This window comes from Promicromonospora sp. Populi (assembly GCF_041081105.1).
Taxonomy (GTDB): domain Bacteria; phylum Actinomycetota; class Actinomycetes; order Actinomycetales; family Cellulomonadaceae; genus Promicromonospora.
In genome coordinates, this window is sequence record NZ_CP163528.1 from 5,137,724 (window position 1) to 5,163,101 (window position 25,378).

Genomic DNA, 25,378 nt, shown 5'->3' on the forward strand with positions numbered 1-25,378 from the left:
ATGAACTCTGTTTCGCGCGCTCTTCCCATCTCGGGGCTCGGGGACATGTCGATCGAGTCCCGGATGGTCGCCACCCCGTGGAGCCGGATGCTTCGCGGCATCGGCCTGGGGCAGTACCCGATCGACTACGACCCGACGGTGGCCGGGCACATCCGGGACACCTTCGAGCACCTGGTGGCGAAGGTTTCGCCGGCCGATGGTTACACCCGGTTCTCCCGGGACCTGGCGGACTTCACGCTGAAGGTCGTCGAGCCGGGCAGCGACCGGTCCTGGATCGGGCCGGCCGTAGGCCCGCTGCTGGACTCCGTCCGGTCGGTGCCGAATCCCTACTACCGGGCCATGGCCGGCAGCATCCTCATGGACGCCTTCGCGAAGCTGGGGCTGACGGGGCTCGTCGACGGCGACCTCGACTTTCCCGCTGAGGTGCTCGGGATGCTCGACGAGATCTCCGCGGACGGGATCGCGGACGAGAACCAGGGGCGGCACGGGGAGTACGAGCGGGTTTCCGCGTCCAGCGCGGTCTTCCTCGCCGTCGGACAGCTGGGGCTGCGCGACCGCCTGGTCACCGCCGAGCGAAACCACATCGTGGAGGCGCTCGATCTGCTCGACACGATCCCGATTCCGTACTTCTGCGGGCGAGCGGGCGGGATGCTGCTGTCCGTGATCGCGCTGCTCGACTACACGGAGTACATCTTCGACGGCGACCGCGACTACATGGCGGAGGTGCTCGAATACCTGACTCGCGCCGACGAGGTGGGGAACTGGCCGGTCTTCGACAACGTCATCACGACGCCGTGGAAGAAGGTCTATCCCCTGCTGACGATGCTCAACGCGGTAGCGATGTGCGGCCGGCCGGAGTATCTGACCCGCCCCATCGACGCTCTGGCCGTTGCCAAGGACCTGATGAGTCATATCCCGTGGGAAATCCGAGTCCACATGGCTCAGTACTACGTCATCGCCCTGCACAACCTGGGGCGTCTGGCGGACGAGATCCCGGACCTGGACGCCTACATGCGGGACATCGTGGCAGTGCTGGACATCGTCGATCCCGGGGAGAACTACTCACCGAGGGGTAACGCCTACCCCTACATCATCGAGCTGTCGATGATGGTCGGTCGGATGGATCTGATTCCGGACGCGGCCCTGGAGCGGATGGTCGATTCGTTCCCCGACCTCGACCACAAGGCCACCGACCGGATCAACCGCCCTTTCCCCGTCAGCTATGTGCTCAACATCCTCGGCGAGATCGGCGCGCCCGAGCTGATCTTCACGCCGAGGGACCGCTACGAGGGCCGCTCGGCGATCACGTGGGTCATCGACAACCTGTCGCCGGGTGCCGAGGTGGAGGGTGATCGAGTCTCCATGATCGATCACTCGCTGGTCAGCTATGCCCTGCGGATGCGGGGAGCCGACGTGGGCGAGACCGAGCTGTTCAAGTCGTTCGTCTGGCCAGAGCTCGGCCACGGCGCTGTCACGACGAGGGTGTGATCCGCGGAGACGGCATCTTGTTCCGCCGGCGGTGACCGCCGGCGTGGTTGTTCCTGTGGAGGCGCGGCAGGCATCGGCTCATCACCGGTGTCTGCCGCGCTTTGGGGTTCGCCCATCCTTGCCCGCGCTTCGACAACGATGTCGTATGTGCCTTGGAGCGTGACCAGCCGCTGGATGTCGCCGTAGTCGATGGTGATCCGGAGCGTCTTTTCCAGGGCCGTGATGATCCGGGCCATGGCTAGCGGGTCGGCACCGTGGTCCTCGACGAGGTTGCTCGTGGTGCTGAGGCTGGCCGGGCTGAGCTCGAGGATGTCTCCGATGAGGTTCTTGACCAGGATCTTCGTGGTGTCGTCGAGAGTCGCCATGCGTCGCCCCTTCGCGCTCACGGTCGGATGGATGGGCTCGTCCCGAGCATTCTCCCGCGTAGTGAACACTTCGCTGTGTTACACACAGGTAAACCCACAGTTCGTAGGCTAACGAACCTGCCAGAAGCGATCAACCTAAGCAGGGGCGGATTGCGGAATGTCGGCGAGCCGGGTCCGCCGCCGTCGTCGTCGGTCCAGCTCGACGACGACGGCGGGGAGCGCCGGGTAGCACGGCCTGCGCGGTGCAGGCGGGTGGTTCAGTGGAACTGGTTCAGTGGAGCCTGGGAACGGGCAGACCGAGGAACGAGGTCCGCTTGCCCTCCAACATCTCGACGGACCAGTTGAGCCACTTGATGCCCTCGCCGTAGATCGCGACGGGACGGCGCTGGACCTGGTAGGAGTCCGTGAGAGTGCCGTCCAGCTCGGCCTGGAAGTGGAAGGGCGGCATGGCGGTGAAGTGGGTGCCCATCATGAACACGAACCGCACGAGCCAGTACGGGTCCTGCGCGAGGTAGGTGGAGTCGGGGTCGTCGAGGCCGAGTGCCCTTGTCATGACCCGGGCAAAGTAGTCCTCCATGCCCTTCGGATGATCCGGGTCCACGGCTCCGCCACGTTCGACGACGTCACGGACCCGGTAGGCGCGCTGGAACGGGTTGCCGTCCTCGAAATCGACCCGAATTGCCGGCTCGGCGTCCGGCGACGTGCGCACGTCGAGCTGGAAGTGCTCGAAGTGCATCTCGTCGTAATGACCGATCGAGTTGTGCCACGGCTTGTTGTCGTACATCGGGTCGTCGATGGTCTCCCGACCGGTGCTGCGATAGCCGATGGCGCGGGGGTCGAGGAACTTGATCCCGAGGGTGTCGGGAGTGATCGCCGCGAGTGCCGCGTCGATCTCCCGCCGGGGCACACCCTGCTCGATCAGCTTGTGGGCCATGTGCAGGGGGCCGGTGTGGCTGATCTTGATGTTCTCGGTGTTGGTGTCGCCCATGACGAGCGAGTGGAACCGCGGCTCCAGGAACCTGTGGTGCTCCGGGTGCTCACGGAACCAGCGCAGCAGGTTCCTGACGTTGCGGTACCGGTTGCCGTTGACCCTGATCCACTCGGGTTCGAGCAGGTGCGCACCGAACGTATGCGGCGCGGTGCGCCGGCTGAGGGCGAGCCGGTCCTCGATCTTCGTGAGGTAGGACTCGTCGATCGTGCTGCCGGGGGCGGGGATGCGGTTGACCGAGTGGATGTCGCGCTCGATCACGCGGTAGATCTCCTCGTACATCTTCGCAACGACGGGTGGCGGCGGCGAGTAGCGCTCGATGTAGCGGCTCACCTCGTCACCCGGGATGAAGCTCATCTCGTAGATGACCTCTTGGTGGGTCCCGGGCTGGTCGGTGCCGGGGTGCACGGCGGGTATCTCGCGTTCGATGACGTCGAAGACCTCAGGAAAATACCGGTTCACCGGTTCGGGCAGGTGGCGCAGGTACTCGGCCTGCTGCTTGGCCTTGGCGAACGGCGGAAGCATCACCCCGGTGCCGTCGATGCTCCAGGCCGCCGTGACGAGGGCTTCGCTGAGGATCTTGCGCACCACGGTGCGTGTGCTGCCGTCCTTGAGGAGGAACACCGTCATCGACTCGCTGCCGCCCGCGCCGAACCCGACGACGCGCTCATCGGGGTTGATGTACGTGTTGACGGTAGTGGTCAGGACACGGCGGCCCTGGGCGTGCCGCAGGACCGCCTTCTTCTCGATGGTCAGGTCGAGTGCCGAGGTGTCCTCCAACCAGTCGAGTGCCCCGTTGATGCCGCGCGTGGTCACGTCGAGGTGCGATCCCAGGGTCACGGTGCGGTCGTTCGCGTCGTCGGCCGGGGGTGCGGCGGCTGCCAGAGGAGTGGCGGCAGCCGGCGGTGTGGCCGCCGTCGGGCCGAGCTCGACGGTCCACGCGTGGCCGGCGAGGTGGGGGGCCGACGTCGCCGGCACCTGGTCGAGCAGCACCGTCCGGGTCGCGGCGATCAGGTCTCGTCTCGCGTAGAGCGGCACTCCGTCGGGGGAGATGACCGGGGTCTCGGCGTCGCGCATCGTGTCGGCGAGGCGATCGAGCGCTTGCTCGGTGGCCTGAACGTCTGCGACACCGTTCAGCTGGAGGTCGCACAGCTCGACGACGGCGCCCGGGTCGGTGGCTCCGGCCACGGCGAGGGCGGAGAGCCAGCCGACCGGGTCGTCGGCCCGGAGGTAGGTGTCGCGTTGCGCGGTCACGCTGGGGCGGTACAGCCGCAGCAGGTGGTAGAGGGCGACCTGGTAGCTGATCTCGTCGATCGCACGCGAGCCGGCGAGAGCCGCGGGGGCGTTCGCTCGGGTGTGCTCGCGGGTCATCCGGACCAGCGGTTCGCGGACGGCGAGGTCCATCTGACGCACCAACTGGTCGGGCTCGGCCCCTCCCCACCTGCCGAGACGCACCACAAGGGTCTCCGGGCTGCCGGCGCCGTCGTGCCGCTCGGTGCGGAGCGTCCCGTCGGGCCCGACGATCCGCAGCTCGACGAAGCTCTGCCCGAGCTTCCGGTGATCATCGGTGTACTTCTTCTGGCGAGCTCGCAGCACCAGGTCGCCGGCCCCCAGGTCTATCCGGGCACGGTGGGTCCACGTGTGCTGAAAGGCCTCCAGCAGGCGGTAGTACGCCGACGACCCCTCCTGCTCGGGCCGCAGCAGCTCCCGGGTGACGATCCGGCCGACCGCTCGTCCGGTGTACGCCTCGCTGAAGGGGCTGGCGGCCATGGAGCGGAACAGTCCGCGCAGCATCTCCAGGTGCCGCCCGTCCAGGTGGTCGCCGGTCGGCCTGAGCAGCTCGAGCTCCCGCTTGAGGCCGCCCACGCTGTTGATCGCGTGGAGCAGCGCGTCGGTGTCGGCGGGCGTTCCGGTGTAGCCGACCGCCGGGGTGCTCACGTTGCCGTCACCGAGCAGCCGGACGGACTTGCCCCCGGGGCCGAGCTCGACTGCCGCGTCCGCGTGCAAACTGTCGAGCGTCTCGGCGGTCGCGTGCGAGTCCATGACGCGGTCGGTCATGGCGAGGATTCCCTCGCGCATCTCGTCCGCGGTCGTCAGCACGCCGTCGCGGTGGTTCGCGATGACGGGGATCCGCGGTGTGCCCACCACTATCCCGTTGTCGTGCATGAAGCGGTCCAGACCGGACCGCACGACTCCCATGCGCGCGGAGTGTGCCAGGAACGTCGTCGGCTCCTTGAGATCAAGGATCTTGACGTCGTCGACCTGCGCGAGCACGGCGTCGAAGTCGTTCCGGACGGTGCCGCGGACATAGACGTTCGTCTGCGTTGCGGTGTAGCGCTTGTGCACCTCGACGTCCCCCACGGGGAACTTGCTGCCGAGTGCCTCGATCGCTGCCGCGAGCTGGTCCGGCCTGCTGCGCAGCCCGACCACGTGGTACGGCTCAGGCACGACGGGCCTGCCGGCGAGCGAGGCCGGAAGATAACCGGCGAGCTTCTGGACGTAGGGGCTGCCGCCCTGTGTTCCGTCCGCCGCGATGAGGGACAGCGGCGTGAACGCGTAGGCGATTCGCACGCCGTCGGCGACCGACAGGCTGCCGCTGGCTACGGCAGCGGTCAGGATGCCGAAGCTCTCACCGGTGTACGCGCGGAACGCAAGGTCCGTCCCGCGCCGTCGCGCCGTCGTGCGTAGGTACGCCTCGAGCGCCAGGCTGTGCGTCAGCACGACGGCGCCGATGTGCCCCTGGCGCTCCAGCCGGTCGTGGGGAAGGTCTTCGGCCGCGGCCAGGAGGCGGTGTGGCGCCTCGGGGAAGCCCAGGGCGCGCGCTGCGTCGTGGTAGATCGATGTGACCTCGTCGATCCCGGAGTCCAGGAGGAACCGACCGAGATCGCGGTAGGCGGCCCGGCTGCCGAGTCCTGGGAAGAAGCCGACCAGTCGGGCCTGCTGTCCCTGAGCGAGGTACTCGCTGATGGAGTCGGGCGTCTCGTCCGCCCAGAGGTCGAAGCCGAGCGGGATGGCGAGTGCGGCCGATGTTGCGGCAGCGGAGTCGAGGCGCGCGGGAATGTCGCGCTCGGAGGTGGGGGACGCTGCCCATGTTCCATAGAACATGATGGTTTACGCTCCTAACCAATTATTTTGGGATGCCTAGGGACCCGACGTCGCCGACGACGGGGTGGAGCGTCACAGAATTGCGCGCCACATAGTGGGCGCGCGGATGTCTCAGATGGGTTTGCCGCAGCGGGAGGGGGCGGCTGCCCTGGCCGTCACATGGGCGGCGTCAGCAGGGCCTGACGACAGAGGCCGATGGCTTGTGCCAATCCGGTTTGCGGGAACTTCGCCGAAGGCTGTGGAGACAGTCCGACAGACATGATCGGTCTCTCACTCTCGTCGTAGGCACAAAGCGGACAGAGACAAACTCGCAGGTGGGGACCGGCCGGTCAAGGAAATTGTGCGGCTACCGCACAAAAGTCACCCGGTGCGGTTACGCCGCGTCCAGGTCCCGACGGCGCAGCTGGAACTCCCCGAGGAAGTCGAGCACGATGGCCAGGCCGAGCTCGCATGGCAGTGCTCCCGGACGGCGGTGCAGCCCGGACCGCATGGAGGGATCGACGAGCCCTGGCTGGCGCGCCACGACGTGCCTATTGTCGTGAGCATGGCTGACACCGACCCGCTCGCAGCGGCTCCCGCCGCGATCCAGGAGTTCATCGACGCGACCAACGCGGGGGACACCGAACGATTCGTCGCGGTGTTCACCGACGACGCCTACCTGAACGACTGGGGGCGGGAGTTCCACGGCCCGGGCGGCGTCCGGAGCTGGAATCAGACCGACAACATCGGGATGAGGAGCCACTTCGACTTCATCTCCGTGGAGCCCGGGAGCGGCCCGGGGGAGTACACCGCCACCATCAAGGTGACCAGCAACCGCTTCAACGGAACGGGTCCGTTCAAGTTCAAGGTGCGCGACGACAAGGTCGCGAGCCTCGTCCTCAGCTGATAGCTGCGCTGGGCGGCTCGTTCAGAGGATCTTCTCGAACTTCTTCGAGCGCTGCCCGTAGCCGAGCCTCTCGTAGAAGGCGTGTGCGCCCGTGCGGTGGAACGACGACGCAACGGTGACGCGGGCGGCGCCTGCTGCTGCAGCCCACTTCTCGAAGGCCGCCACGAGCGCGCGGCCGGATCCGGTGCCACGGTGCTGCTCGGCCACAACAAGTGCTGTCAGCTCGACCAGTGGTGTGTCCAGCTCATAGGGCCAGAAGAGATGCCCGGCGGCGAAGCCGAGGAGAGCCTCGGTTTCCGGATCAACAGCGACCCACGCCGGGTCGTTCGCACTGCCGGCGAGGCGCTCGAGCCGGGCGGCGACCAGCTCCGCCGACGTCGGATACCCGAGCTCGCCGAGCAGCGGGGCGATGGCGTGAGCGTCGTCAAGGACCGCGTGTCGAATCTGCACGGTTCAGCCTAGGTCGGCAGTTCGGCGCACCTCGGGAACGTCCGTAGGTGCCACCAGATCACCAGGGGCACCACGAACAGCTCCAGCACCAGCGCCCCGATGAACGCCGGGTGCGGCCAGCCCGTGACCGCGACGGAGATGAGCCGGGGGATCGCGCCGAGCGAGGCGATCGCGAGGAGCACCCGGGTCACGTCGGCACGCTGCTCGGGCTTGCGCAGGCTCCACCAGATGAGCAGGCCCGCGGCGAGCCAGAACACGTTGAGGAACCGGTACTCGCCGTCGACGGTGGCGTTCACCGCCTCGCCGTCGGGCAGCGCGCCCGGTCCGCCGATGATCCCGAGGAGCCCGCTTAGCACGGGCACCGTGCCGAGCACGGCTACGACCACGATCAGCGTCTTGCGTCCCATGCGGGGCAGTCTGGCACGGACGCCCGCGGCCTCAGCCCCACATCGGGACCTCGGCCCCGAGCTCGAGCCCGTCGCCCGTCGTCTGGGCCGAGGAGATCACAACCCCGTTCTCTTCCTCCGGGTAGGCCACGCCGTCCACGAGGCGGTCGAGCTGGTCGTTGCCGAGCTGCTCGGCCACCGTCGCGACCGGGAGCGACAGCCCCGCGAACTGGACCGTGTCGGCGCGCAGCATCGCTTTTCCGTCCTCGGCGGTCACAGAGAGCAGCACGTCCACCGTCTGCTCCTGGCCGGCGAGCGAGAGCGGCACCTGCGCGACCAGGCCGTCGGCCCCGGAGGCGACCTGGAGGCCCGGCAGGTCGGCGGCGGAGCGCGCGGTCTCCGTGAGTGCCTCGGACGAGACGTCGAGCCGCACGGCGGCCTGCCCGGTCGCAACCTGCCAGAGCGCTGGTGTGCTGTCCCGCGTCATCGTGACGCCGGCGGGCAGGCTTGCCGCCGTCGTCTCGAGCCGGTCGTCGATCACACCCCGCAGCGCAAACTCGGCGACGACGCCGAGCACAACCAGCCCGCCCACCACCGAGGCGGTGACAACTATCCAGCGACGGCGGGGGCGGGCAGGTGCGCTCTGTGTCATGGGGAACATTGGACCCTACGGATCTGCCGGAGGCATGACGATCACGTGACGGGTCTCATCCGAACCTGTGTCTCATCTGGATCTGTCGCGTCTCGAACGGGCTTCATCTCGAACCGCGCGGACGGGCGGACATCCTGTACGCCTCGACCCACGCCCGCGCGTCCAGGTCACGGGGCAGCGCACCCGGCCCGACGCCGTGCTCGCGCGCCCAGCGCCGGACGTCGCCCCGGGCGATCCCCTGCCGCGCCAGGATCTCGTGCACACCCCGGCCCGGCCCGTTGAACACGGCGGCGGCGAACCGCTGGTAGTCGCGCTGTCGGGTCACCGGCAGCAGCGGTTCGAGGCGGCGGTCGATCACCAGGAGCCCGGCGTCGATGCTCGGCCGGGGCCGGAAGGCCGCGGCCGGGACGCGCCGGTCCAGGTGCGGCGTGAACCACGGCCACCACTGCGCGGTCAGGAGCGTGGTGCCGCCGACGGCGGCGCGCTTGCGCGCGACCTCCCACTGGGTGATCAGCACCGCCCGCTGCCAGCCGGGCAGCGTGAACAGCCGCCGCAGCACGGGGGTGGTCAGGTGGAACGGCACGTTGCACACCAGGTCATAGGTGCCCGACGGCGGCGCGTGGCGCAGGATGTCGTCCCGCGTCACCGTGACGTTGCCCGGGGTGACCCGGCCGAGCCGGCCCACCGAACGTGGGTCGATCTCGACGGCCTCGACCGGACGACCCAGCCGGGCCAGGGGCAGCGTCAGCGCGCCGCGCCCGGCGGCCCACTCGACCAGGGGGCGATCGGCGTCGGGCACGAGGTCGATCACGCGGTTGATGACCTGTTGGTCGACCAGGAGGTTCTGGCCCAGCTCGTGGGCGCCGCCGGGGTAAGCATGGACGCCGTCGGCCGGCGCAGTGCTGGAAGGGGCGGTGCTGGAAGGGGCGGTGCTGGAAGGGGCGGTGCTGGAAGGGGCGGTGCTGGAAGGGGCGGTGCTGGAAGGGGCGGTGCTGGAAGGGGCAGTGCTGGAAGGCGTGCGGGATGAACGGTTGCGCGACATGGTGTGCTCCGGAAGTCGTCGGTACTTGAGTTCCGGGCAGCACAAAAGCGCCGCCCGGCGGAAGCCGGCGGCGCGGGGCACGCGCTGGGTGTGGGTGTGCGTTCCGCGCCGCTAGCGGGCGGAACGCTCTCTGATCATCGGGTTCATGGTCATGGCATTCATCACGGGTGACCCTACGAGCCACCGTCCGGACCGCGCGAAGGGTTTTTCTCCGGGGCGGGTCTCCGAGGCGGGCGGGTAGAGTGACAGGCTGTTCCGAACGGTGACTTGCGAGATGGGGATGGCGTTGTTGCAGCACGAACAGATCGGTGAGTCTCGGTGACGATCCTTGCTTCAGACGCCCGTCCGGTTGAGGTCCAGGCGGCGCGGCGACGCAGCATCGCCGTCATCTCCCACCCCGACGCCGGTAAGTCGACCCTGACCGAAGCGCTCGCGTTGCACGCCCACGCGATCGACGAGGCCGGGGCGGTGCACGGCAAGGGCAACCGCGCCGGCGTCGTCTCGGACTGGCTCGAGATGGAGCAGAAGCGCGGCATCTCGATCACGTCGGCGGCGCTGCAGTTCGCCTACGGCGACGTGGTGATCAACCTCCTGGACACCCCCGGGCACGCCGACTTCTCCGAGGACACGTACCGGGTGCTGACCGCCGTCGACGCCGCAGTCATGCTGCTCGACTCCGCGAAGGGCCTGGAGCCGCAGACCCTCAAGCTGTTCGAGGTGTGCCGCCGCCGCGGGGTGCCGGTCATCACGTTCGTCAACAAGTGGGACCGCCCCGGGCGCGAGGCACTGGAGCTGTGCGACGAGCTGGAGGAGCGCATCAACCTGCGCCCGACGCCGCTCAGCTGGCCGATCGGCGAGGCCGGCCGGTTCCTCGGGCTGCTGGACCGCGCCAGCGGCGAGGTCCGCACCTACCGCCGGGCCCCGGGCGGCGCGTCGATCGCCGAGGAGAGCGTGCTCACCCCGCAGGCCGCGGCCGACGCCCTGGGCGACGACCACACCGAGGCGGTCGAGAGCGTGCAGCTCCTCGACGCCGTCGACCGCGAGTCCTTCCTCGCCGGCACGACGACGCCGATGCTGTTCGGCGCGGCGCTGGCCAACATCGGCGTCCGCCAGCTGCTGGACGCCGTCGTCGACCTCGCTCCCGCTCCAGGCGCGCGGGAGGACGTCGACGGCGCGAGCCGCGACGTCGGCCAGCCGTTCAGCGGGTTCGTGTTCAAGATGCAGGCCGGCATGGACCCGAACCACCGCGACCACGTCGCGTTCATCCGCGTGTGCTCTGGCCGGTTCGAGCGGGGCATGGTCGTCACGCACGAGCGGACCGGGCGGCCGTTTGCCACCAAGTACGCCCTGTCGGTCTTCGGCCGCGAACGCTCGACGGTCGAGGACGCCTACCCCGGCGATGTCGTCGGTCTGGTCAACGCCAGCACGCTCGCCGTCGGCGACACCGTGTACGACACCTCGGGCCGGCACGTGCGATTCCCGCCGATGCCGGTGTTCGCGCCCGAGCACTTCGCCGCCGCCCGGGTGGCCGACCCGGGTCGCTCCAAGCAGTTCCGCAAGGGCATCAACCAGCTGGAGCAGGAGGGTGTGGTCCAGGTCCTCGTGTCCGAGGCGCGTGGCGACGGAAACCCGATCCTCGCGGCCGTGGGCCCGCTCCAGTTCGAGGTCGCGACGTTCCGCATGGAGCACGAGTTCTCCGCGCCGATCCGCATGGAGACCCTCGGGCTGTCGCTCGCCCGCGAAGCGGCGCCGTCCGACATCGACACGATCGCCGCGTACCCCGGCGTGGAGGTCGTACGGCGCGGTGACGGCACCCCGCTCGTGCTGCTGCGCGACGTCTGGCACGCCCGGGCCTTCGAGCGAGCCCACCCGGACGTCCCGCTGATCCCGCTGGTGGCAAGCGGCGTCTAGGGACGCCTCGCCCGGGGATCCTTCTCTTTGAGCCCTAAGTTTCTTCGCTTTGGACGCCTCCAAAGCGAAGAAACTTAGGGCTCAAAGAGAGCGTCTTGCATTACGGTCTGGGCATGACGTCGTCCAGCTCGGTCGGGGCCGGTTCCGGCCCCGACGTGCCGACCACTGCCGCGCCGACCACTCCTGTGCAGCCCTTTACGCAGCCTCCGGCGGACCAGTACGCCACGCCGCCCGGGTCTCCCAGCTCGACCCGCCCGCCGCGCTGGCTGCCGAGGGCGCTGGTCATGGCCGTGGTGGCGGTCTTCGTCGCGATCTTCTCGTGGAACGCGCTCGGGGCCCTGAACGGGCTCTTTGTGAACGTGCTGATCGCGGTCTTCATCGCGCTGGCCCTCGAGCCGGGCACGGTCTGGCTGGTGCGGCACGGGTGGCGCAGAGGCCTGGCGGCCGCGGTCACCCTGCTCGGATCGCTCCTCGTGGTCATCGTGCTCATGGCGCTGTTCGGCAACCTGTTCGTGCAGCAGCTCGTCGAGCTCGCGCAGTCCGTCCCCGCGCTCTACGAGGGGCTCCAGGGCTTTCTGACCGAGCGGTTCGACATCGTCGTCCCCGATACCGAGAACCTGCTGCGCCAGGCGTTGGGCGAGTTCGGCGACGACGTCGCCTCCGGGGCGCTGCTGGTGGGCACCACCGTGGTGGGCGGGCTGCTGGCGACCCTGACGATCCTGCTCGTCTCTTACTACCTGCTCGCAGCGGGGCCGAAGTTCCGCGCCGCCGTCTGCGGCTGGCTGACTCCGGCCCGGCAGCAGGAGGTGCTGACCCTGTGGGAGATCACGCAGCGCAAGGTGTCCGACTACATCGGCTCCCGCGTGGTCCTGGCCGCGGTCTCGACGGTGGTCACCTTTGTGTTCCTCGCGATCCTCCAGACGCCGTACGCGGTGCCGCTCTCCGTCTTCGTCGGAGTGGTGTCCCAGTTCGTGCCGACGATCGGCGCCTACCTCGGCGGCGCGCTGCCCACCATGGTGGCGCTGACCGCGCAAGGGTGGCCGCAGGCGTTGGGCGTGCTCGCCTTCGTCGTCGCCTACCAGCAGTTCGAGAACCTGTACCTGGCGCCCAAGGTGTCGGCGCGGGCGCTGGAGATGAACGCGGCGGTGAGCCTGCTCGTGGTGCTGGCGTTCGGCGCGGTCTTCGGGGTGCTGGGCGCGTTCCTGGCGCTGCCGGTCGCCGCGACCATCCAGGCGACGGCGACCACCTACTTCCGGCGGCACGAGCTCATCGAGTCGCACATGCTGCAGGACCCGGACGTCGACGCCAAGGCGTGAGCGCCCGGGAATGCCAGCTGGCCTACGGGTGAGCCGCGGTGATCGCGATGACCCAGTCGAGGCGGGCCAGGGCGGTCTGCAGGTCGGCGATCTTGTCCTTGATGCGGTTCCGCTCGGCGTCCAGCATGGCCCGCTGGTCGACGTCGGTGTGCCCGGTCTCGATGCAGGGCAAGAGCTCCGCGATGTTGCGGCTGGTCAGGCCGGCGGCGTACATCTGCTGGAAGAAGCGCACCCGGTCGACGGCGTCCGCTGGGTAGAGACGCTGGCCGGACGGGCTGCGCTCCGGCGTGAGCAGGCCCTGTTGCTCGTAGTAGCGCACGGCGCGCACCGAGACGCCGGCAGCGTTCGCGACCTGGCCGATGCGGATGAGCGGCTCGGTCTCTGTGACGGTCATCTCAGCTCCTTCTCCCCGCTTCGAGGGCTCAGCACTTGCCTCTGACGTTAACGTCAGGTTCTAGCGTAGCCGACATGGACATCAACAACTCGGTAGCCCTGGTCACCGGAGCCAACCGCGGCCTGGGCCGCGCCTTCGCCCAGCGCCTGCTCGAACGGGGCGCCCGCAAGGTCTACGCGACGGCCCGGCGGCCGGAGGCGGTGGACCTGCCCGGCGTCGAGGTGCTGGCCCTCGACGTCACCGACCCTGCCTCCGTGCGCGCCGCGGCGGCAGCGGCCCCCGACGTCACGCTGCTCGTCAACAATGCGGGGATCCAGACGGGGACCAACCTCGTGACCGGTTCGCTGGACGCGGTCCGGCTCGAGCTGGAGACCAACATGCTCGGCCCTCTCGCACTGATCCGGGAGCTTGCGCCGACCCTCGCCGGCAACGGCGGGGGAGCGATCGTGAACGTGCTCTCCGCGATGTCGTGGTTCGGGACCCCCGGCGGCCACGCCTACCACCTGACCAAGGGCTCCGCGTGGGCCATGACGAACAGCGTCCGCATGGAGCTCGCGGAGCAGGGCACGCTCGTGACCGCGGTACACCTGGGCCTGGCCGACACCGACATGGCGGCGGGGTGGCCCGTGGACAAGATCGCACCGTTGGACCTGGCCGACGTCGTGCTCGACGGCGTCGAGGCCGGCTTCGCCGAGGTGCTGGCCGATCAGTGGAGCCGCGACGTCAAGGCACGGCTGACGCTGACGCCGGAGGAGTTCAACGCGGCGATGGGCCGCGCCCTGGCTACTTTCGCTTAGCCGCAGCCGCAGACCTATGACGCCGCGTATGTGGCGGTCGCCGAGGCGCACGACGTCACGCTGGTCACTGCGGACGTGCGGATCGCCAAAGCTGGTGTTGCCCGCTGCCCCGTGCGGGTCATCAGCTGACGCGGGTCGTCCGACGCCGGGGCCGGGTCGCGTGAGGGGCGGGGCGGGGCCCGCCCCTCACGCGGGGTGGGTCAGAGGACGCGGATGAACGTCGGGTTGGACTGCCAGATGCTGGTGTACCGGACGCTCTTGCCCGGTACCGGGGCCTCGATCTGCATGCCGTTGCCGGCGTAGATCGCGATGTGCCCCGGCGACCAGATCAGGTCGCCCGGCTGCGCCTCGGAATAGGACACGGCGCTCCCTGCGAACCGCTGCGCGGACGAGGTGCGCGGCAGGTTGATGCCGATCTGGGCGTACACGTAAGAGGTGAAGCCGGAGCAGTCGAACCCGGCCGGCGTCGTGCCGCCCCACACGTACGGCACGCCGAGGTACCGCATGGCGATGGACACGACCGACGCGCCGGCCTCGGCGGCCGCCTCGGCGGCGAGCTCCTGCTGGTATTCCTCGTTCTCCTCGGCGGAGACGACTGACACGGGGGCCTGCTCGACCCTCAGCTCCGCATCGGAGGCGACGATGACCATGGGCGCGGCCTCGACCGACGTCCTGGCCTGCGCCGCGAGCGCCTTGAGGTCAGCGGTGTTGAGCGCGCCCTGCATGGGCTTGCCGGCCAGCGCCGTGCCGACCGTCGTCGTGGCGGGGGCCGCCTGGGCCGGGGCGGCGATCAGGGACAGCAGCACGCCAGAACCTGCCGCTGCGACGACCACGCCGCGACCGGTGAACGCGCTGACCTGCTCGGTGGCCACGCGGGCGACGTCGGTCAGCACGGGGCCGCGCGCTGCTCGGTGCCGGCCGCGGCCACGCTGGGACGTGGCCTGGTTGAACTGGGGATCCATCAAAGCTGGGACCTTTCTGGCGTCGACGCGCTCACCGAACTGCGCCGGATACCGGCGAAGAGGGGACGGAGGCGACATCTCAGGCTCATGGCAGGCCCCACCATAGCGGAGCCCGCCATGCGCCGGAAGCACTCAATCGTCGTGGTGGTGGTCGTGCTCGACCTCGATCTCCCCGGTCAGGGCCGCGACCGGCACGGCGCAGGAATCGCCCTTCCAGGCCTCAACGCCCTCCTTGATCGCGAAGCCGGCGATCACCAGGGCCGCTATCGAGTCGGCCCAGGCCCAGCCGAGCAGGCTGTTGAGCAGCAGCCCGACCAGCAGGGCCGCCGACAGGTAGGTGCAGATCAGGGTCTGCTTGGAGTCGGCGACGGCGCTGGCCGAGCCGAGCTCCCGTCCGGTGCGGCGCTCGAACCAGCTCAGGAACGGCATCACCGCCAGGCTGACCGCGGCAAGGACGATCCCGACCGGGCTGTGCTCCGGTTCGCGCAGGCCGGCCAGGGAGAGCGCGGCGTCGACAGTGACGTAGGCCGCCAGGCCGAAGAAGGAGACGGCGATGATCCGCAGCGCGGTCTTCTCCCGGGCTTCGGGATCCGGTGCGGCAAACTGCCAGGCGACCGCTGCCGCGGAGAGCACCTCGACTATCGAGTCCAGCCCGAAGCCGATCAGGGCCGCGGAGGACGCGACGCTGCCCGCGGCGAGGGCGATGATCGCCTCGACGACGTTGTAGGTGATCGTGATCGCGACGACCCAGCGGATGCGCCGGCGCAGCACCAGCACCCGCTCGGGCGCGAGCGCGGCGCTCATCCGATCGCTCCCGGTGCGACGGCTCCCCGTGCGATTGCTCCCCGTGCTGTCGCTCCCGGACCGCAGCACAGCGGGACGGCGCAGTCCTCGTCGGTGCAGGGCGCGCCGTCGTCGACCGCGAGAACGACGTCCACGAGCGCTCCGATCGCGCGGGTCAGATGTGGATCGGCGATCTCGTAACGGGTCTGCCGGCCCTCAGGGGTGGCCACGACGATCCCGCAGCCACGGAGGCAGGCGAGATGGTTCGAGACGTTGGTCCTGGTCAGGTCCAGATCGCGGGCGAGCTGTGCCGGGTAGCCCGGTTCGTCGATCAGGCTCAGCAGGATCCGGGAGCGCGTCGGGTCGGCCATCGCCCGGCCCAGCCGGTTCATGACGTCCAGTCGCGATGCAAGAGTCAGCATGCGCTGACCATACAGCGAACGCTGACCAATCGGGGCATCGCGGCCGGTGACCGATCGCAGCGAGGTAGGGTCCTCGTTAGGGTGTGCCGGGAAGTCTGGTCGGCGTGGACCGGCCGAGGGCCGGTCCTGCTGAGTCGACCCCCGAGAGGATCTCCGTGCCCCGCACTACCCCTGCTGCATCCCGTCTCCAGCGTCTGCGTACCTGGGTCTCGCGTGAGGCCACGGGTGGCGCGCTGCTGATCGGGGCGGCGTTCGTCGCCCTGCTGTGGGCCAACTCGCCCTGGCGCGAGTCCTACCAGGCGCTGTCCGCGACGGTGGTGGGGCCCGCGATGATCGGGCCGCTGCCCGTCCACCTGGACCTGTCGCTGGCGACCTGGGCCGCCGACGGGCTGCTCGCGATCTTCTTCTTCGTGGTGGGGGTCGAGCTCAAGCAGGAGTTCGTCGCCGGGTCGCTGCGCAACCCGAAGGAGGCCGGCGTACCGATGATCGCCGCCGTGGGCGGCATGGCCGTACCCGCGCTGATCTACGTCGGCGTGGTGCTCGCGCTCGACGATCCGGGGGCGCTGCACGGCTGGGCCATCCCCACCGCTACCGACATCGCGTTCGCGGTAGGTGTCCTGGCGATCTTCGGCCGCGGGCTGCCGGTCGCGATCCGCACGTTCCTGCTCACGCTCGCGGTAGTGGACGACCTGCTGGCGATCGTGGTGATCGCCATCTTCTACACCAGCGAGATCAACTGGCCGGCGCTGGCCGGCACGCTCGTCTGCATAGCGCTGTTCGGCTGGCACGTGCGCTCGCGGACACCCCGGTGGTTCGTGCTGTTGCCCCTCGCACTGGTCGCATGGGCCCTGATGCACTCCTCGGGTGTGCACGCGACCATCTCGGGTGTCCTGCTCGGCTTCACCGTCCCGGCCATCGCCCGCCACGGCGAGGCAGCGTCGCGCACAGTCCGGTACGAGTGGTTGCTCAGGCCCTTCTCGTCGGGCCTCGCGCTGCCCGTGTTCGCCTTCTTCGCGGCGGGTGTCTCCCTGGTCGACGGCGACGGGCCGGGCGCCGTGATCGGACAGCCGGTCGTCGCGGCGATCGCCGCCGGCCTCGTGCTGGGCAAGGTGGTGGGTGTGCTGGGCACCACCGCGCTGATCACCCGGATCACGCCCCTGCGGCTGCCCGACGGCATCGGCGTGCGCGACCTGCTGCCCGTCGGGCTGCTGGCCGGCATCGGCTTCACCGTGTCGCTGCTGATCAGCGAGCTGTCCTTCGGTGCGTCCGAACACACCGACGGGGCCAAGATCGCCATCCTGGGCGCGTCCGTGCTGGCCGCGATCCTCGGCAGCGTCTCGCTGCGCTGGGACGCGCGCCGCGCCCGCTCGGCGGACATGAACCTCGACGGCGTGGACGACGACGTCAAGGACTACATCGGTGACGCCAAGGACCGCGAGACCCACTAATGCACCACCCCACTGACTCGCCGCACCGGCGGTCGCCGAGTCAGTGGGTTGGTCGGACCATTCCACTGACTCGCCGTATTGCGGACGCCTAGTCAGTGGAGTGGTCCCGGTAGGGTCCGGGGCGATGGGAGCCGAGCGTCGAGACGGGGTGGTTGTGTGAGTCTGCGCCGGGTCGAGGTGCTCGGGACGCTGCCCGCTGTCGCGTTCCGGGGGACGTTCGCGCCGTTGGCTCCGGAGCCCGCGCCCGGGACGGAGGTGCCGCCCGGCTGGGAGGGGCTGTACTTCCCGTACGACGTGCCGCTGGCCGACCTGCGGCCCGACGGCACGCCCGTACGCGACGGCGTGCTGCCCGAGATGGCCCTGCCCCGGCGGATGTACGTCGGCGAGGACGCGGTGTTCCATCGTGCGCTGCGGTACGGCGAGACGGCCGAGCAGGTGGTCAGCGCCGGCTCCATCACCCGGAAGACCGGGCGCTCGGGCGAGCTGGTGTTCGCCGACGTCGTACGCGAGTACCTGGTCGACGGCGTGCCGGCGGTCTCCAGCACGTGGCACGACGTGTTCCTCGACGTCGCGACGGCGCCGTCGGACCGGAAGGAGACTGGCGGCGATTCCGCGCCCAGCGCGGACTGGACCGAGCCCTTGCGGCTCGACGAGCGGCAGCTCTTCCGGTTCTCCGCGCTGACGTTCAACACGCACCGCGTGCACTACGACCTCGCCTGGGTGCGCGAGGTGGAGGGGCTCGGCGGGCTCCTCGTGCACGGTCCGCTCCTGCGCATCCTGCTGCTCGACGCCGCCGTCCGCCACGAGGTGGGCGACAACGTCCCGGGCCACAACCAGGCAGGCCCGACCGAGCCGGGCCGGGTCGCGGAGTTCTCGTTCCGGGTCCACGCGCCGCTCCTGGCCGGTGCCGACGCGGTGATCGCGGGCACGCGCCACGGGCAGGAGTCGGAGATCCGGCTGCTGGACGTCGACGGCGGCCTGCTGGCCCGCGGCGTCGTCACCTGGTCGAGCTGACCTGACCGGGGCCTGCCGCAACGCCGCGCGGGCCGCCGGAATGACCATGCGGTTGCTGCCAGAACGGGGGCGTGCCTGGCAGCAACCGCATGGTCATTCGTCGAGCCTGCCCGGATTTGCCAGGCCGTCGGCGTTGATCAGGGCAGCGGCTTGGTCTCCCCGGGCTTGTTGAGGTGCTCCTCGGTCTCGCCGGTGCGGGCCTCGTCCGAGCAGCTCGGTTCGGGAGCCGCCTCCGAGGCGCTCGCGGACGGTTCGGGTGCCGGGGTCGTGGCTGTGTCCGCGAGATCCGTCGTGGCAGCGGCGCTTGCCGCAGGCTTGGCCTCCTCCGTGGTGCGGGCGCCGTTAGACGTCCCTTCGGCCTTCTCCTCGGTGGCCGTCGCGTCGCCCGGGCCGGCCGTGCTGCCGTCCGGCGGGGCGGCGGCATCGGCCGACGCCGCGGCCGCATCGGCGTCGGTATCCGCAGCGGCGTCGTCAGCCGGGGCTGACGGCGACACCTCCGGCGAAGCGCACGCCGCGGCAGGTTCGGTAGCGGTCTCGGTGGTCGACTGCTGGCTGAGCCAGCCGCCGAGCACAACTACGCCGACCGTAGCCAGCAGGGAAATGATCAGGGTGATGCGTCGCACGGGTGCTCCTTGAGTGGGTATGGATGGTTGGTTGTACGGGCTCGCCTACCAGGCGAAGTCCTCGTGGTGGACGTTCCGTTCGGGCATGCCCACGGCCTTGAGCGACCGGCGCACGGAGCGGATCCAGGGCGACGGCCCGCAGATGAACGCGTCGCGGTCGGCGATGTCGGGCACCATGCGTTCGAGCACGTAGTCGTCGGTGCCCGCGACGTCGAGGACGGTGTCGGGGAGCCAGGAGCCGTCGCCGCGGCGTCGGCCCGGCAGCAGGTACAGGTCGATCCCGCGCTGCCGGGCGAGCTCGACGAGCTCGTCGCGGAAGATGGCGTGCTCGTCGTCGGTGTACCGGTAGACGAGCGCCGCCTCGCCGGGCGCGTACTGCGAGTCCTGGAGGATGCCGCGGAACGGCGTGATGCCCACCCCGGCGGCGAACAGCACCATGCGCGGCCGGGTCCGTCGCTCGGCCGTCATGGTGCCGTACGGTCCCTCGATCAGGACGGACGTGCCGGGGCGCAGCGTGGCCGCTCGCGCGGAGCTCTCGCCCACCGCGGCGATCGTGACCTCCAGCGAGCGCGGCCGCGGTGGCGCGGAGATCGTGTAGGGCTTGCCGCGCGACCAGCCCGGGCCGTCCAGGAACCGCCACACGAAGAACTGCCCGGATCGGGTCCCCATCCGGTCCAGGTGCCGGCCCCGCATGGAAACGGTGACGACGCCGGGAACCTCCTGGTGCACCTGGGTGACACGTAGCCGGTGGTACCAGGACCGCCACAGCGGCACGCCGAGCCGGAAGACCAGCACCGCAGCGAGCGCCGACAGGTACAAACCCCAGAAGAAGATCTGCGTCCAGAGCTCGTGGAAGTGGGTGCCGTCGAACACCTGGTGCGGGAACGCGAGGCCCATGCCGAGGTAGGAGTACAGGTGCAGCAGGTGCCACGACTCGTACCGCAGCCGCTTGCGCGCCCACCGGATCGACGTCACTACGACCACGATGAGCATCAGCGTGCCGAGCGTGGCCCAGATCATCCACGGGTCGGTCACGAACAGGGCCCACAGCGCGCCGAAGACGTCGCCGCGCGGTTCCTCGGTGCGTTCGATCGCGAACAGCACGACGTGCGCGATCATCAGCCAGAACGACCAGTAGCCGACCTGGCGGTGGCGCCGGGCCAGCACGTCGTGGCCCCAGGACTGTTCCACCCAGGGGATCCGGGCCAGGAAGAAGACCTGCAGCACCATGAGGTTCGAGGAGAGCAGCCCGGTGAGCAGGGCCTGGGACCCGATCGCGTACTCGGGGTAGACGAAGGTCTGCAGGTAGCCACCGCTGCGCACCCAGATCCACGTGGTGAGCACGAGGCTGCCGAGGGCGAGGATGCCCAGCAGGTCGGCGATCAGTGCCTGGCGGGTCTTGCGGCGTGGTCGGGTGACAGGCATGGGCTGGGTGCTCTGCCAGGGGACGGCGAGCACCTGGGTCCGTGTGTCGGTCATGCGGTCCAGCGTGGGCAACCAGATTGTGGCCCGGTTAAGAGATCGGAGAGAAGTAAGAGAACTCTGAGAACCAGGCTCCCAGCGGCCCGTTGCGCAGGCCGTTCCCAGGACCGGCGCTCAGAATCGAAGCGATGATCTCTCACCCCTCGGTCGACGCACTCGTGGTCGACGACGATCCCGCCGTGCGCGCCGTACTGGCCGACGGCCTGGCCCGGCACGACATGACCGTGCGCGAGGCGGCCGACGGGACCGCGGCCCTGGCGGAGTTCGCGGCTCGCCCGCCGGACATCGCGGTGGTCGACGTCGGTCTGCCGGGCATCAGCGGCGTCGAGCTTGTGCGCCGCCTGCGCACCGAGGGGCTGTCCCTGCCGCTGTGCATCCTGTCGGCCCGAGACGAGGTGGACGACCGGGTGCGCGGACTGGCCGCCGGCGCCGACGACTACGTGGTCAAGCCGTTCTCCGTGACCGAGCTCGCGGCCCGCCTGCACGCCCTGGTCAGGTTGCACCGGGTCCGTAGCGGCGGGCCGGTCGTCGTCGGCGACCTGGTGCTTGATCCGAGCCGACGGCTCACCACCCGCGCCGGCCGCGAGCTGGGCCTGACCACCCGGGAGTTCGAGCTGCTCCAGGCGCTGGCCGGCCGCCCCGGCCAGGTGCTGTCCCGGCGGCAGCTGCTGGAGCAGGTCTGGGGGTACACCTGGGACGTCGACACCAATGTTGTGGACGTGTTCATCGGCTACCTGCGCCGCAAGACCGAAGCGACCGGCGAACCACGGATGCTGCACACCGTCCGCGGCGTCGGCTTTGTGCTGCGGCCATGATCATGACCCGGCGCTTCACGGGCCTCTCCCGGCTCGCCCCACGCAGCCTCAGCGCGCGGCTCGCGCTCGCCACCGCGCTGGTGGTGCTCGCCGTCGTCGCCCTGGCGGGCACCGTCCTGGCCCTGCGCATGGATCAGCGGGACCGGGCCGAGGTCGACGCCGTGCTCGCCGAGCGGGCCACCCGGGTCGCCGACGACGCGGGCAAGCTGCTCGGCGACACCGCCGACCTGAACGGCGCCGGGCCCGACGACGAGTACGGCGAGCTGCTCAGCGGCAGCGACTCGCTGGTCCGCCTGCTCGACGACGACGGCGCGGTGGTCGCGCAGCGCGGCGCCACGCTCACCCCGGAACCGCCGGCGCCGGTCGCTGACGGGTACGCCGACATCGACGTCGACGGCGACCCGTGGCGCACCTACACCGTCACCACGGACGGGGTGCGGGTCCAGGTGCTGCAGACGCTGGTCCCGGTCGAGGCCCGCCTGGCGGACAACGTGCGCCTGGTCGCCCTCATCACGCTGGCCGCGGGCGCGCTCGCCGGGGCCGGGGGCTGGGCGGTCGCGCGCCTGGTGGTGCGGCCGGTCGGGCGGCTAACCGCCGGGGCGACGCGGATCGTCGCCGACCCCGACCCGGCTCACCGGATGCCGCACGTGACGGGGCCGCTGGAGGTGGCGACGCTGTCCGAGACGCTCAACGCCATGCTGGACCGGATCGCGGCGGCCACCGACTCCACGCGCCGGTTCACCGCCGACGTCGGGCACGAGCTGCGCGGGCCGCTCACCGTCGTCGGCGCCCACCTGGAGATCCTCGGGGCCGAGGCCGGCAGCGGGAACGGAGCCGACGCCGGAGCCGGGAGCGGGTCCGGGACGGACCGCCTCGCACCGGACCAGCGGGCCGCCGTCGAGGCGATGACCGAGCAGCACGCCCGCATGACCACCCTGCTCAGCGCCCTGCAGACGCTCGCGCGCGGTGACGCGGGCGCCCTGCCCGGCGCGGAGGAGATCGACGTGACGGTGCTGGTCCGGGAGACCGTGCGGCACGCCGCGCAGCGCCACCCCCAGGTCACGTGGAAAGGCCCACCGGACGATCGGGCCGGGGTCGGGTACGACGACGTGGTGGTGACCGGCTGGCGGGACGGCCTCCAGCTCGCGCTCGGCAACCTGCTCGACAACGCGGCGCTGCACGGCCGCCCGGCGGGCCGCGTGACCGTGTCGGTGGCGCGTTCGGGCGAGACCGTGGCGATCACCGTCGCCGACGACGGGCCCGGCGTCCCCGCGGTGGAACGTCCGGTAGTGACCGGACGCTTCGTGCGCGGAGCTCAGCCGCGCGGGCCAGGGTCCGGGCTGGGGCTCGCCCTGGTGGACCAGCAGGCGCGGCTGCACAGCGGAACTTTCACCCTCGGGGACGGCCCCGACGGGGGTCTCGCGGCGACGTTGACGCTCCGTCTGACGTGAGCCGCGCGGGCCCGCCAGGGACGGTTGAAAACTGGTGGCCCCACAGGCGGCATTCAGCAGCGATACTTAATGGGTGACTACGTCCAGCGAAACCCCTGCCCTTGCAGGAGCAGAGATCCCGGTAGAGCTTCTTTTCCGGGTTCCGTACGGCAAGGTTCTGCACGGCAGGGACTGTACGCACCTGTCCGCGGACCGCCTGGCCTCCCTGCAGCCCGCGACCGAGCTCGACAAGCAGAAGTTCAAGGTCTGCAAGACCTGCCTCGTGGCGCTCGCCGGTGCCGCTCCCGACGACTACGACTCGTTCGAGGCCGCACTGGAGGCGCTGCCGATCCCGGCGGTGCACCGGTCGGTCATGCGCGAGATCGCCGAGGGCCTCGACAAGTCCCGCATCTGGATCCCGTCGTCCCGCTCGTACGTCGCGGTCTCGCCCGGTCCCGGACAGGAGGCGAGCGCCTTCTTCAACAAGGGCTTCGTCGACGTCCAGCAGGACGGCGGCGGGTACAAGCGCATCCTGATGGCTGGGTTCTCGGGAACGCAGACCAACACGTTCGCGCACGCGCCCGACGCCGCCCCGGCCAGCTGCCCGGGCTGCTACATGCAGCTGCCCGCGACGGGTCGCTGCGACAGCTGCGACTGACCTGTTCCGCACGGTGTGACCGAGCCTGCCGGGCCTTCCAGGCCCGTTGGGTCCGTGGCCTAGCCTGCGACCGGATGCCCGACGGCGGCGAGAGCCGCCTCGGTGTCCGCGCCGACCAGGTCGGCGTTGAGGTGCGCGCCCGCCAGCGCGCCGGCCGCGGCCGAGGCGCCGACCTGGGCCATCGGGTCGGTCGCGTTGCCGGCCACCCACACGCCCGGCACGTCGGTGGTGCCCGCCATACCGGTGACGAAGTGGCGGCCCATCCCGTTCGGTAGGTCCTGCATGGGCAGTCCGAGACCCTCCAGACCCTCGGCGCGCGCCCGCAGCCGGGTCGCGACCGCGAGGACCCGCCGGGCGACCAGCGTTCCGTCCGCGAGACGGACACCCGCGATGCCGCCGCCGTCGGCCGACACCACCCGGTCGACGGCGGCGTCGACGATCCGGATGCCGCGGGCGGCGAAGCGCGCCCGGGTGTCCTCGTCGAGCTCCGTGCCGCGGCTGAAGTAGACCAGGTCGTCGGTCAGCTGGCGGAACAGCAGCGCCTGGTGGACCGACGCCGGGCCGATCGCCAGGACCCCGATGGGCTGGTCCCGTACCTCCCAGCCGTGGCAGTACGGGCAGTGCACCACGCTGTGCCCCCAGTGCTCGGCCAGCCCGGGGACGTCGGGCAGCACGTCCCGCAGGCCCGTGGCGACCAGCAGACGGCGCGCGTGCAGGGTGGCGCCGTCGGCCAGGGTGACGGTGAACCGCAGGTCGCCACCCGCGGACGGCTCGGTCGGGGCCGCGGCGACGACCTCGCCCGGGCGCACCGTGCCGCCATAGCGGCGGACCTCGGCGCGGCCCCGTTCCAGCAGCTCGGCCGGGGGAGTGCCGTCCAGGCCGAGCAGCCCGTGCACCCCGTCAGCAGGCGCGTTGCGCGGGCTGCCGCCGTCGACCACGACTACCGACCGGCGGGACCGGGCCAGCATCAGCGCGCCGTTCAGCCCGGCGGCCCCGCCGCCGATCACCACGGCGTCGATCGGCTCGGTCGGCAGCGTGCCAGCGGTGGCGATGCCCGAGGCGGCGGCGCCGGTGGTAGTGGCGAAGGTCGTATCGGCGTCGGCGTCGGCGTCGGGGTTGTGGGCGCTGGCGGTCATGTGGTTGTTCCTCTCCGTCGGGCCCGGTGCGGGCCGACACCGGCGACGCTAACCTCGGATTGCTGCATGAGCATAGAATTTTGCCTATGACGCAAGAAGATGGCGAGCTCGACAGCCTCGTACGCAAACGGATCCGCGCGCTGCGGGTGGCTCAGGGCTGGTCCCTGGAGGAGCTGGCCACCCGCGCCCGCGTCAGCCAGTCCACGCTCAGCCGCATCGAGAACGGCCAGCGCCGCCTGGCCCTGGACCAGCTCGTGACCCTCGCGCGCGCCCTGGACACCTCCCTCGACCAGCTCGTGGAGACGGCCACGGACGACGTCATCACCAACCCGACGATCGACGGTCCCCGCGGGCAGCTGCGCTGGCCCATCAAGGCCGAACCCGGCATGACCGTCATCCGGCAGCGGCTGACCAGCCCGGCCCCCGACAACCCGGCCCGCATGCGCGCCCACCCGGGCCGCGAGTGGTTGGTCGTCATCTCCGGTGCCGCCACGCTGCTACTGGGCAACCGCCGCTTCCGCATCGAGACCAACCAGGCGGCGGAGTTCCCCACGATGCTGCCGCACGCGATCGGCGCCGAGGGTGGCCCCTGCGAGACCCTGGCCATCTTCGACCGCGACGCCCGCCGCGGCCACCAGCGCGACGCCGCCCCCGCAAAACCCAGCGGCCAGGCCTGACGGCGGTTGTTAGGCTCCCGCGCGATAACGACGGAGATCGACGGGCTGCCGATACACCTGAAGGCGCCGCACGACCTGTCGTTCGACGTCGCGGCGCGAGCTATGCGCCCCGAACGGAGCGCGCGCTGGCCGTCGGTCTCCGCACTGG

At 70.5% G+C, this 25,378-nt stretch carries 26 protein-coding genes; 12 read left to right on the forward strand and 14 right to left on the reverse strand.

Translation table 11 applies throughout. From position 1 onward, the window contains the following. Positions 1-1,488, forward strand: a complete 1,488-nt coding sequence (locus AB1046_RS23320; RefSeq protein WP_369371656.1) for a hypothetical protein — start codon at positions 1-3, stop codon at positions 1,486-1,488. Here AB1046_RS23320 and AB1046_RS23325 read toward each other — a convergent pair. The 3 genes from AB1046_RS23325 to AB1046_RS23335 form a co-directional block, all read right to left on the reverse strand. Then, the gene (locus AB1046_RS23325) at positions 1,386-1,853 is read right to left on the reverse strand and encodes an acyl carrier protein (protein WP_369371657.1); all 468 of its coding nucleotides are present in this window, start codon (positions 1,851-1,853) and stop codon (positions 1,386-1,388) included. The genes AB1046_RS23320 and AB1046_RS23325 overlap by 103 nt on opposite strands. 271 nt (positions 1,854-2,124) lie before the next feature. Continuing rightward, positions 2,125-5,946, reverse strand: a complete 3,822-nt coding sequence (locus AB1046_RS23330) for a hypothetical protein (protein ID WP_369371658.1) — start codon at positions 5,944-5,946, stop codon at positions 2,125-2,127. A gap of 373 nt (positions 5,947-6,319) precedes the next feature. After that, positions 6,320-6,469 carry a hypothetical protein gene (locus tag AB1046_RS23335; protein ID WP_369371659.1) on the reverse strand — a complete coding sequence of 50 codons (150 nt, stop codon included), beginning with the start codon at positions 6,467-6,469 and terminating at the stop codon, positions 6,320-6,322. A gap of 21 nt (positions 6,470-6,490) precedes the next feature. Here AB1046_RS23335 and AB1046_RS23340 point away from each other — a divergent pair, with 21 nt between their 5' ends. Next, positions 6,491-6,832 carry a nuclear transport factor 2 family protein gene (locus tag AB1046_RS23340; protein ID WP_369371660.1) on the forward strand — a complete coding sequence of 114 codons (342 nt, stop codon included), beginning with the start codon at positions 6,491-6,493 and terminating at the stop codon, positions 6,830-6,832. Positions 6,833-6,853: 21 nt separating this feature from the next. Here AB1046_RS23340 and AB1046_RS23345 read toward each other — a convergent pair whose 3' ends face one another. From AB1046_RS23345 to erm, 4 genes are all read right to left on the reverse strand, one after another. Next, positions 6,854-7,282: an N-acetyltransferase family protein gene (locus AB1046_RS23345; protein WP_369371661.1), complete on the reverse strand. Its 429-nt coding sequence runs from the start codon at positions 7,280-7,282 to the stop codon at positions 6,854-6,856. A gap of 8 nt (positions 7,283-7,290) precedes the next feature. Then, positions 7,291-7,689, reverse strand: a complete 399-nt coding sequence (locus AB1046_RS23350) for a DUF4345 domain-containing protein (protein WP_369371662.1) — start codon at positions 7,687-7,689, stop codon at positions 7,291-7,293. A 31-nt stretch (positions 7,690-7,720) separates the two neighbouring features. After that, entirely contained in the window at positions 7,721-8,320 is a 600-nt protein-coding gene (locus tag AB1046_RS23355; protein WP_369371663.1) for a hypothetical protein, read from the reverse strand. A 103-nt stretch (positions 8,321-8,423) separates the two neighbouring features. Beyond that, positions 8,424-9,173 carry a 23S ribosomal RNA methyltransferase Erm gene (gene erm, locus AB1046_RS23360; protein ID WP_369375831.1) on the reverse strand — a complete coding sequence of 250 codons (750 nt, stop codon included), beginning with the start codon at positions 9,171-9,173 and terminating at the stop codon, positions 8,424-8,426. A gap of 46 nt (positions 9,174-9,219) precedes the next feature. Here erm and AB1046_RS23365 point away from each other — a divergent pair, with 46 nt between their 5' ends. The 3 genes from AB1046_RS23365 (at position 9,220) to AB1046_RS23375 (ending at position 12,589) form a co-directional block, all read left to right on the forward strand. Beyond that, positions 9,220-9,477 (forward strand): pentapeptide repeat-containing protein, encoded by a 258-nt coding sequence (locus tag AB1046_RS23365; RefSeq protein ID WP_369371664.1) that lies wholly within the window; start codon positions 9,220-9,222, stop codon positions 9,475-9,477. 203 nt (positions 9,478-9,680) lie between these two features. Further along, the gene (locus AB1046_RS23370; RefSeq protein WP_369371665.1) at positions 9,681-11,273 is read left to right on the forward strand and encodes a peptide chain release factor 3; all 1,593 of its coding nucleotides are present in this window, start codon (positions 9,681-9,683) and stop codon (positions 11,271-11,273) included. Between the two features lie 113 nt (positions 11,274-11,386). Continuing rightward, entirely contained in the window at positions 11,387-12,589 is a 1,203-nt protein-coding gene (locus tag AB1046_RS23375; protein WP_369371666.1) for an AI-2E family transporter, read from the forward strand. 22 nt (positions 12,590-12,611) lie between these two features. On the opposite strand, the gene AB1046_RS23380 is transcribed toward AB1046_RS23375, so the two are convergent. Then, positions 12,612-12,983, reverse strand: coding sequence for a MerR family transcriptional regulator (locus AB1046_RS23380; RefSeq protein ID WP_369371667.1), 372 nt, complete (start codon positions 12,981-12,983; stop codon positions 12,612-12,614). 74 nt (positions 12,984-13,057) lie between these two features. Here AB1046_RS23380 and AB1046_RS23385 point away from each other — a divergent pair, with 74 nt between their 5' ends. Next, positions 13,058-13,780 carry an SDR family oxidoreductase gene (locus tag AB1046_RS23385; RefSeq protein WP_369371668.1) on the forward strand — a complete coding sequence of 241 codons (723 nt, stop codon included), beginning with the start codon at positions 13,058-13,060 and terminating at the stop codon, positions 13,778-13,780. Positions 13,781-13,980: 200 nt separating this feature from the next. Here AB1046_RS23385 and AB1046_RS23390 read toward each other — a convergent pair whose 3' ends face one another. The 3 genes from AB1046_RS23390 to AB1046_RS23400 form a co-directional block, all read right to left on the reverse strand. Continuing rightward, positions 13,981-14,742, reverse strand: coding sequence for a C40 family peptidase (locus AB1046_RS23390; protein ID WP_369371669.1), 762 nt, complete (start codon positions 14,740-14,742; stop codon positions 13,981-13,983). A gap of 132 nt (positions 14,743-14,874) precedes the next feature. After that, on the reverse strand, positions 14,875-15,546 hold the full coding sequence (locus tag AB1046_RS23395; protein ID WP_369371670.1) for a cation transporter: 672 nt from the start codon (positions 15,544-15,546) through the stop codon (positions 14,875-14,877). Continuing rightward, positions 15,543-15,947 (reverse strand): ArsR/SmtB family transcription factor, encoded by a 405-nt coding sequence (locus AB1046_RS23400; RefSeq protein WP_369371671.1) that lies wholly within the window; start codon positions 15,945-15,947, stop codon positions 15,543-15,545. The genes AB1046_RS23395 and AB1046_RS23400 overlap by 4 nt, the downstream gene beginning before the upstream one ends. Before the next feature lie 155 nt (positions 15,948-16,102). Between AB1046_RS23400 and nhaA the strand changes: the two genes are divergently transcribed. Then, positions 16,103-17,395: a Na+/H+ antiporter NhaA gene (gene nhaA / locus AB1046_RS23405; RefSeq protein WP_369371672.1), complete on the forward strand. Its 1,293-nt coding sequence runs from the start codon at positions 16,103-16,105 to the stop codon at positions 17,393-17,395. Between the two features lie 156 nt (positions 17,396-17,551). After that, positions 17,552-18,409: a hypothetical protein gene (locus AB1046_RS23410; RefSeq protein WP_369371673.1), complete on the forward strand. Its 858-nt coding sequence runs from the start codon at positions 17,552-17,554 to the stop codon at positions 18,407-18,409. 137 nt (positions 18,410-18,546) lie between these two features. Here AB1046_RS23410 and AB1046_RS23415 read toward each other — a convergent pair whose 3' ends face one another. Beyond that, positions 18,547-19,032, reverse strand: a complete 486-nt coding sequence (locus AB1046_RS23415) for a hypothetical protein (RefSeq protein ID WP_369371674.1) — start codon at positions 19,030-19,032, stop codon at positions 18,547-18,549. A gap of 45 nt (positions 19,033-19,077) precedes the next feature. Further along, a complete protein-coding gene (locus tag AB1046_RS23420) occupies positions 19,078-20,511 on the reverse strand; it encodes a ferric reductase-like transmembrane domain-containing protein (RefSeq protein WP_369371675.1) in 1,434 nt (477 codons plus the stop codon). Between the two features lie 131 nt (positions 20,512-20,642). Here AB1046_RS23420 and AB1046_RS23425 point away from each other — a divergent pair, with 131 nt between their 5' ends. The 3 genes from AB1046_RS23425 (at position 20,643) to AB1046_RS23435 (ending at position 23,417) form a co-directional block, all read left to right on the forward strand. Further along, on the forward strand, positions 20,643-21,329 hold the full coding sequence (locus AB1046_RS23425) for a response regulator transcription factor (protein WP_369371676.1): 687 nt from the start codon (positions 20,643-20,645) through the stop codon (positions 21,327-21,329). Continuing rightward, the gene (locus AB1046_RS23430; protein ID WP_369371677.1) at positions 21,326-22,780 is read left to right on the forward strand and encodes an ATP-binding protein; all 1,455 of its coding nucleotides are present in this window, start codon (positions 21,326-21,328) and stop codon (positions 22,778-22,780) included. The genes AB1046_RS23425 and AB1046_RS23430 overlap by 4 nt, the downstream gene beginning before the upstream one ends. Positions 22,781-22,853: 73 nt before the next feature. Further along, complete coding sequence (locus AB1046_RS23435) at positions 22,854-23,417, forward strand: hypothetical protein (RefSeq protein ID WP_369371678.1); 564 nt, start codon at positions 22,854-22,856, stop codon at positions 23,415-23,417. Between the two features lie 59 nt (positions 23,418-23,476). On the opposite strand, the gene AB1046_RS23440 is transcribed toward AB1046_RS23435, so the two are convergent. Continuing rightward, positions 23,477-24,553 carry an NAD(P)/FAD-dependent oxidoreductase gene (locus AB1046_RS23440; protein WP_369371679.1) on the reverse strand — a complete coding sequence of 359 codons (1,077 nt, stop codon included), beginning with the start codon at positions 24,551-24,553 and terminating at the stop codon, positions 23,477-23,479. 86 nt (positions 24,554-24,639) lie between these two features. On the opposite strand from AB1046_RS23440, the gene AB1046_RS23445 reads away from it, so the two are divergent. Continuing rightward, positions 24,640-25,230 carry a helix-turn-helix domain-containing protein gene (locus AB1046_RS23445; RefSeq protein ID WP_369371680.1) on the forward strand — a complete coding sequence of 197 codons (591 nt, stop codon included), beginning with the start codon at positions 24,640-24,642 and terminating at the stop codon, positions 25,228-25,230. Positions 25,231-25,378 lie beyond the last annotated feature (148 nt).